This window comes from Corynebacterium sp. MSK297, assembly GCF_030232885.1.
GTDB lineage: Bacteria > Actinomycetota > Actinomycetes > Mycobacteriales > Mycobacteriaceae > Corynebacterium.
The window spans coordinates 1-14,316 of record NZ_JASPGD010000009.1; the positions used below are offsets into that span (position 1 = coordinate 1).

11 protein-coding genes and 1 rRNA gene are annotated in these 14,316 nt (G+C 55.7%); 5 read left to right on the top strand and 7 right to left on the bottom strand.

Annotated elements, in window-relative coordinates; all coding sequences use genetic code 11:
- The first annotated feature begins 142 nt into the window (after nt 1-142).
- Nucleotides 143-261 (top strand): 5S ribosomal RNA (gene rrf / locus QP888_RS08755).
- 282 nt (nt 262-543) lie between these two features.
- Nucleotides 544-1,332 carry a sulfite exporter TauE/SafE family protein gene (locus tag QP888_RS08760; RefSeq protein ID WP_284813243.1) on the top strand — a complete coding sequence of 263 codons (789 nt, stop codon included), beginning with the start codon at nt 544-546 and terminating at the stop codon, nt 1,330-1,332.
- A gap of 127 nt (nt 1,333-1,459) precedes the next feature.
- On the opposite strand, the gene QP888_RS08765 is transcribed toward QP888_RS08760, so the two are convergent.
- The 4 genes from QP888_RS08765 to QP888_RS08780 form a co-directional block, all read right to left on the bottom strand.
- Complete coding sequence (locus QP888_RS08765) at nt 1,460-3,304, bottom strand: purple acid phosphatase family protein (RefSeq protein WP_284813189.1); 1,845 nt, start codon at nt 3,302-3,304, stop codon at nt 1,460-1,462.
- 155 nt (nt 3,305-3,459) lie between these two features.
- Nucleotides 3,460-4,110, bottom strand: a complete 651-nt coding sequence (locus QP888_RS08770) for a DUF3239 domain-containing protein (protein ID WP_284813244.1) — start codon at nt 4,108-4,110, stop codon at nt 3,460-3,462.
- Between the two features lie 89 nt (nt 4,111-4,199).
- Nucleotides 4,200-5,870 carry a DNA repair helicase XPB gene (locus QP888_RS08775; RefSeq protein WP_284813245.1) on the bottom strand — a complete coding sequence of 557 codons (1,671 nt, stop codon included), beginning with the start codon at nt 5,868-5,870 and terminating at the stop codon, nt 4,200-4,202.
- Between the two features lie 385 nt (nt 5,871-6,255).
- Nucleotides 6,256-8,886: a helicase-associated domain-containing protein gene (locus QP888_RS08780; protein WP_284813190.1), complete on the bottom strand. Its 2,631-nt coding sequence runs from the start codon at nt 8,884-8,886 to the stop codon at nt 6,256-6,258.
- Between the two features lie 80 nt (nt 8,887-8,966).
- Between QP888_RS08780 and QP888_RS08785 the strand changes: the two genes are divergently transcribed.
- Complete coding sequence (locus tag QP888_RS08785) at nt 8,967-9,149, top strand: hypothetical protein (protein WP_018121166.1); 183 nt, start codon at nt 8,967-8,969, stop codon at nt 9,147-9,149.
- A 315-nt stretch (nt 9,150-9,464) separates the two neighbouring features.
- On the opposite strand, the gene QP888_RS08790 is transcribed toward QP888_RS08785, so the two are convergent.
- Entirely contained in the window at nt 9,465-10,145 is a 681-nt protein-coding gene (locus tag QP888_RS08790; protein WP_126844389.1) for a resuscitation-promoting factor Rpf1 domain-containing protein, read from the bottom strand.
- 535 nt (nt 10,146-10,680) lie between these two features.
- Here QP888_RS08790 and QP888_RS08795 point away from each other — a divergent pair.
- Nucleotides 10,681-11,064 carry a cold-shock protein gene (locus QP888_RS08795; RefSeq protein ID WP_018121168.1) on the top strand — a complete coding sequence of 128 codons (384 nt, stop codon included), beginning with the start codon at nt 10,681-10,683 and terminating at the stop codon, nt 11,062-11,064.
- Nucleotides 11,065-11,085: 21 nt separating this feature from the next.
- On the opposite strand, the gene QP888_RS08800 is transcribed toward QP888_RS08795, so the two are convergent.
- Complete coding sequence (locus QP888_RS08800) at nt 11,086-11,652, bottom strand: DUF2771 domain-containing protein (RefSeq protein WP_026168004.1); 567 nt, start codon at nt 11,650-11,652, stop codon at nt 11,086-11,088.
- Between the two features lie 106 nt (nt 11,653-11,758).
- A complete protein-coding gene (locus QP888_RS08805; protein ID WP_126844390.1) occupies nt 11,759-12,583 on the bottom strand; it encodes a glutaminyl-peptide cyclotransferase in 825 nt (274 codons plus the stop codon).
- A gap of 154 nt (nt 12,584-12,737) precedes the next feature.
- Between QP888_RS08805 and QP888_RS08810 the strand changes: the two genes are divergently transcribed.
- On the top strand, nt 12,738-14,303 hold the full coding sequence (locus QP888_RS08810; RefSeq protein ID WP_238635843.1) for an NCS2 family permease: 1,566 nt from the start codon (nt 12,738-12,740) through the stop codon (nt 14,301-14,303).
- The last annotated feature ends 13 nt before the right edge of the window (nt 14,304-14,316 follow it).

Genomic DNA, 14,316 nt, shown 5'->3' on the forward strand with positions numbered 1-14,316 from the left:
GTTTGGTTTAGCATGTTGAGAAAATGATTGTTTTGTTGTGTTTGCGTCCACTATGCAGTGTTTGACACACCACGCTTTTGTGTGTGGTCAACGGATACATGATCCGAGCCGGTTGGGTTGGTTGTGTTGTCTGGTTGGTTGTGTCGGTGGTTTATAGCGGCAGGGAAACGCCCGGTCCCTTTCCGAACCCGGAAGCTAAGCCTGCGTCGCGCTGATGGTACTGCACTCGGGAGGGTGTGGGAGAGTAGGTTGCTGCCGACACTAATAATTTCATGTTTGGGTCTGTTGGTTGTGTTTTGTTGTGTGCGCTCTTTTGTTGGGTGCGACGCAACAGACAACACCAACAGGCCCATTCTCGTATGTGTGCATGCTCCTTCCAGGGGATCGTTTTCGCTGGGCTTGAACAACCCTGTTCACCCGGTGCCCGATACTTTGCGGTGATGCAATAGGCCTTGTCGCCAGTCAGGTACGCTCGTACGGTAATGACGTTCACACCGCACTGGAGGCACCGTGGAGCTTATTTCCGGGGTTTTACTTTTTAGCATGGGAATATTGGCGGGAATAATTAATTCCGCCGTAGGCTCGGGATCTTTGTTGACTCTCCCAGTCCTCCTAGCATTAGGCATCCCACCTGGGGTGGCGGTACGAACCAACACCATTGGCATGATGTTCGCGTCATTCGGCACTGTCTACGGGTTCCGAAGAGAGATTTCGCGTGAACTCTCTCATTTGATTCCTATGAGCATTGCCACCATCGTGTTTTCAGCCCTCGGTTCAATCCTCTTACTTGGGGCGTCTACGCGCGCCCTTGACTTCGTTATTCCCGTTCTGATTGTATTCGCGCTCGCTCTTGTTATTTTTCAACAGCGCATTATTCGGATGCTCTCCCGTTGGAATCCCCGTCGTAAAACAATTGAAAGTAAAGCAGCACCAAAAGCTGATGTCCATGAACCGGTGGGGAGCTCTTATCGTAAACCCGGTCTTATCGCACCCATGGGACTTGCGGCTATGTACGGAGGATTTTTCACTGCGGCACAGGGCATTCTTTACATGGCGATTCTCGGAGTCGGTACCGGACGCTCCTTTAAAGACGTTAACCCGGCCAAGAATTTTCTTTCTATGCTTGTCAACGTCACAGCCGCAGTTGTGTACGCCATAGCGTTTTTCTGCTTCGGTTCCGAGGTCCTGTGGATTGGTGTAGTGATTTTGGCCTGTGGAGGCCTTCTTGGCGGAGTGGTTGGCGCACGCATTGCCAAGAAAGTCTCCAACAACGTGCTGAAGTCAGTCATCGTCGTCGTTGCCTTAGTCGCACTGGTGCGCCAATTCATTTGACGAGGGGCCGTCCAGATCTAATTATTGCCGAGTACGCGAATCATTAGAATGCGTCGTTTTCCTCAGCCATAAGCCATTCCGCTGGCACCGGTGCTGCAGTGCTGCTTTATGGTAGCCGATTAGCGTATTACTCTTTAGAGATTCCATACGAATCGCGAAGAGTCACTGTTCGCTTACCGTCACCGTGCACATCGCCCTCAACGCTGTAAAAATCTATCTTGAAGGTGCTGTCAGTAACGGTGTAGACAGCAAAGTGTTGGTGCTGCGATTGACGATCATTGGAGTGCGACTCCGCGAAATCAGTTGAGTCATCCGGCTGCTCCGCAATATCAAATAGACTGTTCCAGTAGTCGGTGTCCGTTTCATCCATCCAGTCGAGCTTGGGTCGAACTTTCGCGACGTGGTCAGCGCCTTTTTGATAGATGGCGTCATAGGCTTTGGTTCCAGAAGTATTCGGGATCACGTATGTTACTCCAGCAGGATTAACGTGATGCTCGACGCCATCGATGAGCTTCTTTTCAGTATTTTCGACTGCACCGTAGCTGAAGTTATCGGGAGTATAAACCAAAGATTTCGTTCGCGTGAGGTTGTGATCATGGCCTTGCATGACTACGTCGACACCGAGCTCGTCGGCAAGCTGGACGAAGTCTTCACGGGTGACCTGTACATCCTCATCTTGGAGTGCGTGGTACGAGGCGGAATATACCGGCTTATGGTAAGCCAAGATGACCCAGTTGGCGCCGTTTTCGCGTGCCTGCGCAATGTCCTGCTTTGCCCACTCCATTTGCTTCTGACCAATGGCGCCTTGTTCCGGGTTGTCGTCGGATTCCTTATTGTCGTTGGTGTTCAGTACCACAAAGTGTGCGCCGGAATGATCAAAAGAATAATATGAGCCGCCGGTAACGGCACCGTTGGTGATTGGCACATTGGTGTGGTCGTTAAACGACTCTAAATTCTTGCCGTCTTGGTAACGCAATCGGTATTCGTCATGGTTTCCTGGGGTATAAGCATGCGGAAGGTGTAGGTTCGACTCGCGTGACATATCCAGGTTGTCGACCCACTCATCTTCAACTGATGCGGTTTCTACGAAGTCGCCGGTATGCAAGGCGAACAAAGCGTCTGGTGCGGTCTCACGGGCCAATTGCAGAGTATTCGCGCCGTAAGCTGCCTCATTATTCACGTTGGCGTTCCAATAAGCGTTTTGCGTATCGGTATAGTGAATGAAACTAAATTCCTCGGCATCGGCAGCTGAAGTACGGAAACTACCTACTTCTGAAAAGCCTTCTTCTTCGGAACCAACCTCGAAAAAGTATTGCGTGCCAGGCTCCAGACCGGTTGCAGTGGCTTTGTTGGTGTGCTCTGTGACCTCGTGGAGTTCGAGAAAACCTAAGTCAGAGCCCGCACCGGTCCAGTCCGTGTTACTGCGGTCTAGCTGCTCATCGGTGAAGTAGCCGTGCACTTCTTCCGGTTTGCCGTCGTCGTCAAGCAAGAAATCGCCGTCCTCATCGGTAGCGATATCAGCATAGATATAGAAGCCATCTTTGTCGCGTTCGGCATACTCACTGATGACTTCCGCAGTTTCCGCTGGGAACTCCAGCGGCTCAGCCATGCCCGCATCTGTGGACACACGCACCATCGTTCCCGGCACATCGTCAGTGGTGTACCAGTTAAATGACATCTGCGTAGATGGATCTTCTGGCACGTTCATCGCGATGCGGTTCGGCAAATTATTTTTTGCTACCGGCGCTACCTCCGGTTTTTCTGCCAAAAGTTCCACGGTTTGCGAGCCAATCTCCGCGGTTCCATCATGGCCACCGTTCGTTGGATGCGTTACGGCGACTGAATTTGCATTAGAGGCAGCTCCGTTGCCGTCTGCAGCATCATCGTTGGCTGATGTTGCGCAACCACCCAGCAATAATGTGCAGCACATTACTGCAATGAGCGAACGCTTTTTCGTCTTGTTCTCCACCACGAAAATCGGATCCCTTTTCAAACTGTGTGCATGGACACGTAATAGTGTGCCGTGGTGGGATTGATTGCGGGTTACCGCGCAGTAATAGCCGTATGAACTTTCATTAACCCTGTGGTGAAGTTTGGAGAGGCCGTACAGATTGCGCGGCCAAACACTTAACTCAGGCGTAACAGATCAAAGCGGGTGTCTTGCACCTCGTCTAGCCGATCAATATTCTTCTGCAACGTGGTCCATTGATCATGCGCAATAGACGTGCGTGCAATACGTACTACCTCTGCTTCCGGGGTGCCCCAGGCAATCGGCATGGGGCTAATCTGCGCCCAAGTATCCGGCCCAGAAGAATTTCGCTGCAATCGCCCCGAGACCGCCGCAACTGGCACTTGGGCTCCGACCTTTTTGTGTTCTAAGCCAGGAATATCTGTTACGGTACGCAACGCCAAAGCTGGCTGTGGTTCTGCCTGTGGATCAATAGCGGCGTTGACCAGCGCCATCAGTACGACGTCACGCTCATTGACCTTTGCGATTACCGCAGGTGCCAGAGGGTACCGATCATAGAGCTGCTGTGCGGTGCCTACTTTCTTGGAACCAGCCACGCCCACGATTGCCATAATGATGCCGAATAGGATCAGAGCGATTCCGACGGTGATGCTCCAGCTAGGCTGTACCAACCATGTCACTAGCGCGCCAGCGATAACGAGAATGCCGCCGAACAACAAGCCAGAGACTAAAAGCCTCCGAGAATCGCGCAGCATCTCGTTGTGTTGTTTCGCAAATGCCTCATCAACCTCGAATTTAAATACTTTCATTCCCATGGAAAGACCCTTCGGTGTGTAGTTCGTGTGCTCGTGGGCATGTGTGCTCATACGCTTAGCTGCGTGAATGACCCGAACATCAGTTATTCGTCAAGAAGCTGCAACGCCGGAATATCACCAGCGTCGACCAACCGGTAGCCGTAGCCCTGCTCAGCCAGAAAACGCTGCCGGTGCAGGGCGAATGTGGCATCGACAGTATCGCGGGTGACTACAGTGTAAAAATAGGCTACCTCGCCGGTTGATTTCGGTCGTAGCAGCCGTCCCAGCCGTTGGGCTTCTTCCTGCCGGGAGCCAAACGTGCCGGAGACCTGCACGACAACGGCAGTATCCGGCAGATCAATCGAGAAATTCGCCACTTTGGAAACCACCAGGGTCGTAATCTCACCAGCCCGGAATTGCGCAAATAACTTTTCGCGCTTCGCCGCTGAGGTGCGGCCATCAATCAGGGGAGCGTCGGTGCGTTGTGCCAAGGCTTTCAATTGCTCCAAATATGCACCGATCAACAAGGTCTGTTTGCCCCTGTGTTTGGCCAAGATCTTGTCGACGACGTCGAACTTCACCGTCGAGCAGGCTGCCAGACGGTACCGGTCCTTAGATGAGGCGGTAGCGTATTCCATCTTCTCGGCACTCGGCATATCTGCCCGCACTTCGATACATTCTGCGGTAGCGATAAAACCTTGTGCTTCCAATTCTTTCCACGGGGCGTCGTAACGCTTCGGGCCGATCAATGAAAACACATCGCCTTCGCGGCCATCTTCGCGAATGAGGGTGGCCGTCAATCCCAGGCGGCGTCGGGATTGCAGGTCCGCGGCCATCCGGAAGACCGGGGCCGGAAGTAAGTGCACCTCGTCGTAGATGATTAACCCCCAGTCACGGGAATCAAACAGCTCGAGCGCGCGGTATTCACCTTGAGTTTTACGAGTCACTACCTGGTAGGTGGCGATGGTGATTGGCTTGATTTCTTTCTTTTCGCCGGAATATTCCCCAATTTCCCCGGGACTCAGACTCGTGCGGCGGAGCAACTCATCGCGCCATTGTCGCCCGGCAATCGTGCTGGTCACCAGAATAAGCGTTGTCGCTTGGGCCTTCGCCATTGCTGCTGCACCGACCATCGTCTTACCCGCACCGCACGGCAACACGACGACACCGGAGCCGCCTTGCCAGAATGATTCGGTGGCATAGCGCTGATAGTCACGTAGCTGCCAGTCGACGTTTTCTGTCGACAATGACATCGGGTGGGATTCGCCGTCGACGTAGCCGGCGAGATCTTCCACCGGCCAACCGACTTTCAGTAGCTCTTGTTTGAGCCGTCCCCGCTCTGAAGGCGGCACCGAAAATGTGTCACCGTCGATACGCGTGCCCAGCATCTCGGAAATGGTGCGGTGCCGGGAAACTTCCTCGAGCACCACACGCTCGCTAGTTTCCAGAATCAGTCCCTGGGTGGGGTGGTTTTGCAGGCGCAGCCGCCCATAGCGTGACATGGTTTCGGCGGTATCGACCAACAGTGATTGCGGAACAGGAAACTTCGAGTAGGTTTCCAGGACATCGACTACGTGTTCAGCGTCGAAGCCTGCCGCACGCGCGTTCCACAATGCGAGCGGGGTAATGCGGTAGGTATGCACATGCTCGGGGGCTTTTTCGAGCTCCGCAAAAGGCGAAAGCGCAACCCGGGCGGCATCTGCTTGTGGGTGAGCGACTTCGAGCAAACAGGTCTTATCCGATTGCACGATCAACGGGCCATCGCCGAAGGACACGAATGTTGCTCCTTTCTCGAACACACAGTCTTTCCTATGGTACTCGCCTGCATCCAGCACCGCGGTGTGAGAAATGAGACGCTTGACGACGTCCGGGCACACATCTGGGAAACTAGCGCGATCGATGCGTTCGGATTAATGTGTGCAATCAAACGGTAGTAGAGGTGCGTCATGTCAGGGAGGGAAAACCCGTGCCAGGAGTATTTGATGCCGTTGTTGAGTGCCAGCGGTGCCACCACGTAGGATTCGCCGATCCTGCCCAGGGCTGCGCGGAATGTGGGCACGATCAAGTCGCCATTTTGGTGGCCTAAGCCCGCTAGCTTGCTTTTAGCTCTTAGCGGCTCATCGCCAGCGGTGCGGCGCGGTATAAACCGTGGGATACCGTTTAGTCGGCGTGCGCGACGTCGATGATGCGGTGTAGGGGAATTCTCCGCACACTACCATCACCAGCCACTCTGATATCAACATTGCCGCCAAAAATGGAGAGCACGGTGGCACGAACTTGCTGACGTTCGCCTGATTTATTGGCATAGCCCACCGCGAGTAATCGTCCGCTGCGTTGCGCGAGCTCCACGGTATTGCTGATTTCTGCGGTAGAAAGGGCCGGAGCCGTGCTTGTCGACGCCGTCTTGTCGGGCGTTTGTGGCGACGCCGCGCCGGAAGCGCCGGATGATTCCGTGGATGAGCTTGCAGAAGATCCCCTGTCGTGTGGCCCCAGCTTGTCGACGATTCTTGCGATACGCGCAGCATCTACCTGCGGTGCAGAAGTCGGCTTTGTGCGTGGTTGGGGGACTCGGGCGGGGCTGAGGCGAATGTCTACGCCGTGCCCACTGCGGTCTTCGGCTACTGCATAAAAATTGTGTTGCGCCACAAGCTGTACGACCGCCGCCAGCGGCCGCTGCGAAATCAGCACCGTGGGAGCGATGCGGTGGATGGCGATTTCTTCGGCTACGGCGGAATGTTCCAGCAGGTCTAAGGTCTCGGGATCTTCACAGCGTAGATACGATACTGCGGGGCCGCCCCGCAAACCACCGTGGTGCTGGGCCAGTTCGCGAACCACAGAAATCATGGAGTCCGGCACTGGCGTGAGACTGTGCTCGCGCAAAAACGCAAGTATTTGTTCACCGGAACGGCCCGCGTCCAACCCTCGGCGCACGGATGATTCTTCAATGCGATACAGGCTGGCCAAGCCTGGCGATTCTAGCTGTGCGATGAGTTCGAGCTCGCTACGCACCGTGTTTTCCAGCGGTCCGGGACACACGATGGTGAAATCAGCTTGTACGATGAACTCACTTACCGCCGCGGGGCAAAGCTTGTGCGCTGCACTAAACACCGGGTCGGTTGCTTCTTTTTCGTCGGCAAGCAAGGCCAACGCAGGAGAGCTCAGGCGGCCGTTACTGATGGCGCCGACCCATTCTGCTTCCTGCAGCAGGGGCGCAAGCCGTGCTTGGGTTTGCTGCGTGATCAGCTTGGGGTACAAAAACAGTAGATCCTGCCACAACTCGTGCTCGGTAATGGGGCCACGTGCGCTACTACGGGCATAACCTCGGACCACTAGCCGACGATAAGAAGCCAGGCGATGTTGGCTAAATTCCGGATGCAGCAATCTCTGATGAGCTTCTGTGCCGCCGAATTGTGTGGTGCCACCAGTATCTGGCAGCAAAGTCCACCACGGCCATAGTGAATCGAGCCATCCGCGTAGCAGCATGGTCCAGCGCGTCGGCAAATCAGCTTCCTGCCACTCATCGGCGCGCCGGGTTGGGGCCAGGTAATTGCCTTCGCCCTCAGCAGGCAGGGGGTGTGGCTCTCCCGTGCCGATGACCCCGGCAGCATGGGCCAGCGCGACCACGCGATAGACCTCGGCTGTGGTCCGCTCCAGGTGCTGGGCGAGAAGTTTGCTGCTGCGTTGTCCCAGACCACCGTTTTTCAGCATCGGCACCGGGTGCGTGTCTAAAAGGTCGAGGAGGCTGGAGATTTCCCGGCAGGCTTCTAGCCCGGTGGCAGTGGCCCCGGAATCGGTGGTCTCTTGTGCGGTGGTGGCACTATTCGACGAGTCCGCAGAGAGCTCGGACTCCGAGGGATTCCGTGCAGGCAGATAATGCGCAGCAACGGCCGCATCGCTGTCCCACAGCTCAGAGGATATCCGCGAAGAAGGTAGCAAGTGTACATCGGTGGCCGGTAGTCCGCTCACAATGCGGTTGACTGATACTGGCAGGGTGACTGTGGAATCGTCAATGGCGCGTAGCACGCCGGAGTTGATCATCTGCGTGATCGGATGTTCCGGGTCATCGCTGCGGGCGTGTTTGGTGGTTCCCAGCCCGCCACCGGCGTGGATGCGCCGCAATATTTCTTGGTGTTTTTCGGGAAGCTTGTCGACGACGTCGGCGGGCACCGATTCTTGGTATAAAAGCCGGTCACGGTGGGAAAGAAGCTTGTCTACCCGAGCCGGAATCCACATGAGGGAAGTGTCCTCAGTGTCCTCAGGGGCCTGAGGGACGTCGGTGTCCGCAGCGTCCTCAGCGCCCTCGGCGATTGGGGTCTTCTCCGTAGCAGAGTAGGGGAAGACCAGCGCGTGATCACGGAGTTGCTGCAGAGTTTGCGACAGCAGATCGGCCGTGGAGTTGGTTGCGGTGACGCTGTGTTGCTTGTCGACGTCTACTGCATAGTTTCCTTCGACGGATGCGTCGGCACGCGGTGGTGGATCCTGGTGCGCATTCTCTAACTGGGTGCCTGCTAAAACCCGGACTACATCTTTCCGGGAGACCGGTTGAGTATGTGCACCTGTGGCCAGTAAGGCTTCGAGAATTGCGAGTTCGGTGGCATTGCGCTGTTCAATGGCACGGGCGAGCGAAGCCGGGAGCAGCAGCCGGTGGGCGAGTGTGTGGAGGTCATGTGGCTGCGGTATCGCGATATCAGAGCGGGCCTGTAAAACCGTGGCGAGCTGCTGGTTTGTGCGGCTGTGTAGCCACTGTTCGACGAGTTCAGCCGGCGAGCGTGTGATTGGGTGATCAGCCATAATACTGCCAGATTTTACGCTGTTGAGGTTCATAGTTGGTCCGCTTACTTTTTGCGGAGATTTTTGGCAGAATAAGGTTTATGGCGAACGTAGAAAAATTTAACCCTGCATGGCCGACTCACCTGGAAGATGGTGATCACCCGGTTACTGAGCTGCATTCCAAATTGACTGGCGCTTCCAGTCCTTTCGGCGATGATTTGGTGCTGCCGATTCCTGCCGAAAAGCTCAACTACGTGCACCCGTACACGCGTATTAATAAATAAGTATTAGGCACAGGGCTTTGCACACTAGGGTGCAAAGCCCCTGCGGTCACGGCTAGCGACGTTGTGGTCACGGTTGGTTCCGAACACGCTTTCAGCGCAGCCGCGGTTTACGCGGTTTGCTCTGCCTGCACGTGACTTTCTGACATAGCAAAACCTCCGGTACTCGTTTGCTTCAGTACTGGAGGTTTTCTGTTTCTTACAGCGGCTTGGATTCTAGGGCTTGTTACAGTGTGCCGTAGCTTAGCTTGGGCGCCTTAGCTTGGGCGCTTTAAGCCTGACAAGAACCTATCAGAGCCGTTGAGGGCTTATGGGCTTTTAGCGCAGGTTCAGGATGGAATCGATAGCGCCCGCATTAGCCCGGTAGAACTCATCGACGTTAGGAACTCCAGCGACGGCACCCTTGGCCTGAGCCAGTGCATGCTGGTAGGCGTCTGCGATTGGTGCTGGAACAGCCAGACCGTAGTTTGCCAAGGTGGACTCGATTTGCTGGTATAGATCTTCCACCGGCTGGAAAGCGTTGCCTGTGGCTGGGCCGGTTGCGGCGCGCTCTCCGGTGTACTGCGCAGGAGCAGCTGCTGGGGCTGGAGCTGGGGCAGCGGCAGCGGCAGCGCCATTTGGTGAGCGGTCCAAGTTAGGTGCGGAGTTCAAGCCCAGCTTGGCGGAGCATGCAGGCCAAGCGCCCCATCCTTGGCCAGCCAGGGTGCGCTCTGCAACCCAAATCTGCTGCGACTTGGTTGCCTGGTGTGCAGCAGGGGCGAACTGTCCGCCGCCGAAGGCGTGCCAGGTGGAATTGGTGAACTGTAGGCCACCAGAGAAGCCGTTACCAGTGTTGATGGACCAGTCGCCGCCTGCTTCGCATTCTGCCAAGCGTTCCCAGTCGGAGATGGGTGCGGCATCGGCAGCTGGGCTAAACAGTGCAGCAGAAGCGCCCACGGCGGCGGTGGCTGCTGCAAGTTTGGTCATGCGCTTGCTTTTCACGTTGCTGTGGCGTCCCATTGGATTTCTCCTTGTGCCGCATACTGAACCCGTGTGTAACGATTGCTGCACAGATCGTGGTGGTCGTATCGCGCCCTGCTCGGGTTCGTAGTGCGGTCTTGGTTGTGGCAAGTGCGCGATGGTGACCGTGTGCCTGCCTAGAAAGACTAGCGATTTATAACGAATGTGTCACGCTTTGGCGCAAAAATGGACACAAAATCGTGATGAATGTGGTGAATGTGAAACTACAGAGAAAGAAACTGCAGGTGAACGTGCCATATGAACTAAGTCACAGTAATGTGGTGAGGGCATAGGACCAGCCTTCCCACGGCATTGCTGTCTCCGCTATCGGTGTCATTGGCACCGCTGGTTTCGGCATCATTGGTGACACCACAACCGCCATGCGTCTGTGCCTACAGTTCTCGTTTCGCGTTAAGGTTGGTGGGCTAAAATTAGCCCGGATATAATAGAGACTTTACGCGCATTTACAACAGATACCCGCGCACACAAAGATCAACGACACAGAACGAGAAATAATAACGAAGGTGGTGGAATCGTGCCGATTGGAAAAGTGAAATGGTACGACGCAAAAAAAGGATTCGGCTTCGCCTCTAATCCAGGCGATGCGGACGTATTCGTCGGCAAGAATGTCCTGCCCGACGGCGTTGACGAGCTTTTGCCGGGCCAGCGCATTGAATTTGACTTCGCGGCTGGGCGCAGGGGGCCGCAGGCGCTTCGCGTCAAGGTGCTGGATAACCCGCGGCGGAAGGCTGGAATCGCACGGAAACCAGAAGAACTGCACTCTCTGGTCTCGGATGTGATGACAGTGCTCGAAAGCCAAGTACAGCCAGCGCTGGAAAATGGGCGCTACCCGGACCGGAAAACCGGACGCCACGTCTCAGAAATTTTGCGCGCGATTGCGAAAGACCTCGACGCCTAGTATTTCCGCAACTTAGTGTGCCTAGTTCGCCGGAGCCTCGCCTCCGTCGGTCTCGCCCTCCTCGTCGTACGGAAGATCCGCACCGTCCATCGTCGAAATGGACCACACGACTGAATACGGAGTTTCCTCGCCCTCGTCGTCAGTGCCCACCACAACAGTGGAAATTTCTACGACGAGCAGGCGGGCATCATCGGCGGACCCGGAAATTTCTACCGAATCGGTGTCATAGGAACCATGCAAGATCTCATCATTAGCGGCTGGGTCATCATAGATCTGCAGTACTCGCCACTGCGTACTATAAATTTCCTCGGGGATTTCCAGCCGTAACGTCTCGTCGGCGTCGACAAGCAACTCATTTACTTCGCCCTCGGGGCATTCCTCACCCAATTCGCATACGAGATACGGGGTGATCTCGGCTTCGCGGTCTCCGACGCTGGCATGCACGGTGATCTCGCTTGGCTCCGCCCCCGGACGGTTTTGCCACCAGTTTTGGAACACGAGGGCAGCAACGGCGACAACAACGACCGCGACGATGAGCACCAAAACCTGAATCAGCGATTTCCGCTTCGCTTCTTTACGGGTAGCCATGCCCACCAGCATACTTTTCGGCGTTATACATTAAGCAGCGGGGACGAATTTTTACCGCCCTAACATGCTTACCCCGCATAGCATGCTAGAACCGGCAGAACTCGGTTTAACCGGCTGGGACAAACTCCACCTCGTATAAATCAGGCCAGCGCTTCCCAGTAACAAAGAAATGACCAGTGCTGTCCTGGAACGCGATGCCGTTGAGCACGTGATTGGGATCAGCTGTGGCATTATTCTCCAAGCCCGAGGCATCGATCACGGCGTCCACTTCCCCGGTTTCCGCCGAAAAGCGAATGATCTCATCAGATAAAAAGATATTCGCGTAGACATCATCGCCGACGCATTCCAGCTCATTAATCTTGCCGACGGGCGTGCCAGCCGCTGTAACCCGTAGCTCCTCACCAGCGCGTGGTGCAAAAGTCACCGGATCGCGTTTGCTGATGGTATCCGAGCCGTCAGAAACCAATAGTTCTCCCTCGCGTGCGCAGACACCCCATCCCTCGCCGTCGTAGTGCACGCGTGTGGTTTCTGCGAGCGTGTGTGGATCGCGTGCAATGGCCTCGCCGGCCTGCCAAGTTAACTGCCAGATGATATCGCCAGAGCGGGTGATACCTTCACCGAAAAACTCGTCGGCAAGCTCAGCATGCTCGGCAATGGAATGGTCAGCGAGATTGGCACGGTAGATGCGCGACTGCCCCCACTTCCCAGTGCCCACCAGCAAGGAACCATCGTCGTCAAATTCCAAACCCTGGGTAAAAGACTCCGGAGAAAACGGGTGCGTGGCAAGCACCTTTGGCACGAGTTTTTTAACGTCTCCGGAGTTCATGGCTGCTGAGCTAAGGACAGAATTATCGGCGGATTCTGCCTGTGCCGTTGTCCGACCGGTTGCCTCACCTGCGGCCGGAGCAGCGGACTCAGCGGTTTTTGGCACGGCAGATTCCTCTGCATTACTGCAACCTGTCGCTAGCACCGCCACGGCTAATCCCGCAGCGAGAACGCTCCTGCGGGGAGAATGGCAGCCTGCTGTGAATATAGTACGGGGACCCATGTCGTTTATTGTGCCGCATGTGGTTCATAATGGGGACATGACAAGACCGCCTTCACAGCCAGCGCACTCTGCAACAGGTCAACACGCAGATTCCGCGGCAGAAACCACCCCAGAAAACAGCCTAGAAAGCAGCGCAGAAAACTCCACAGCACACGCACAGGCTGAGCGTGGATTCCTGGACCGCTACTTCCACATCAGCGAACGAGGAACGACGATCCCGAGCGAAATCCGCGCCGGGGTCGTGACCTTTTTCGCCATGGCCTACATCATCATCCTGAACCCACTGATCTTAGGCACCACGGAAGATGCAGAAGGCACGGTCCTGGGCATTCCACAGGTCGCTGCCGTGACCGCACTGGCGGCTGGCGTCATGACCATCCTGTTCGGGGTAATTGCAAAATACCCGTTCGGCTTCGCGGCCGGGTTGGGCATCAACACCCTGGTTGCGGTCACCCTGGTCATGGGAGAAGGGCTGACCTGGCCGCAAGCCATGGGCTTGGTGGTCATCGACGGTATTATCATCGTCATTCTGGCCATCACCGGTTTCCGGGAGGCCGTTTTCCATGCCATTCCGGCGGCGATGAAATCCGCTATCGGTGTCGGCATTGGATTGTTTATCACCATGATCGGCATGGTCGACGCCGGCTTCGTGCGCCGTATCCCGGATGCCGCCGGAACCACAGTTCCTGTCCAGCTCGGAATCGACGGCTCCATTGCTAGCTGGCCCACCCTGGTTTTCGTCATTGGTCTGCTGATCTGCGGATTCATGATGGTTCGCGGAATTCGCGGTGGCCTGTTCATCGGAATCGTTGCTACCACCGTTATCGCCGTGATCGTCGAAGCTATCGCTGAGGCCGGTCCCTCCGTCGATGACCAAGGCGAAGCCAATCCCACCGGCTGGAACTTGGCCGTACCGTCGGTCCCAGATTCTTTGGGCGGTATGCCTGATCTTTCATTAGTTGGCGCGATCGATGTCGTGGGCGCTTTCACGCAAGTTGGCGCATTGGCGGCCACGTTGCTGGTATTTGCGCTGGTGCTCGCGAACTTCTTCGATGCGATGGGCACGATGACCGCCCTGGGTAAGCAAGGCCAGCTTGTCGACGACGATGGCAACCTGCCGAATTTGAAGAAGGCACTGGTTGTTGAAGGTTTCGGTGCTGTGGTTGGTGGCGTTACTTCGTCGTCGTCGAACACCGTGTATGCCGATTCCGCCGCCGGTGTCGCCGATGGTGCACGCACAGGTTTAGCAAACGTTGTTACGGGCCTGCTGTTTTTGGCCGCGATGTTTTTGACCCCGTTGTATGAAATCGTGCCGATGGAAGCTGCTGCACCCGTCCTGGTTGTCGTCGGTGTGCTGATGATGGGCCAGGTGAAAGACATTGATTGGGATAAATTCCACATTGCGTTGCCTGCCTTTTTGACGATTCTGGTGATGCCTTTTACCTATTCCATCGTCAACGGAATCGGAGTAGGAGTGATTGCCTTTACTGTCATGAACCTGTTTGCTGGAAAAGGCGCAAAGACCCACTGGATCATGTGGCTGCTTACCGGTTTGTTCATCATCTTTTTCGCCATTGAACCGCTACGTGCGGTTGTGGGTTAGGACGCAGGCTTTC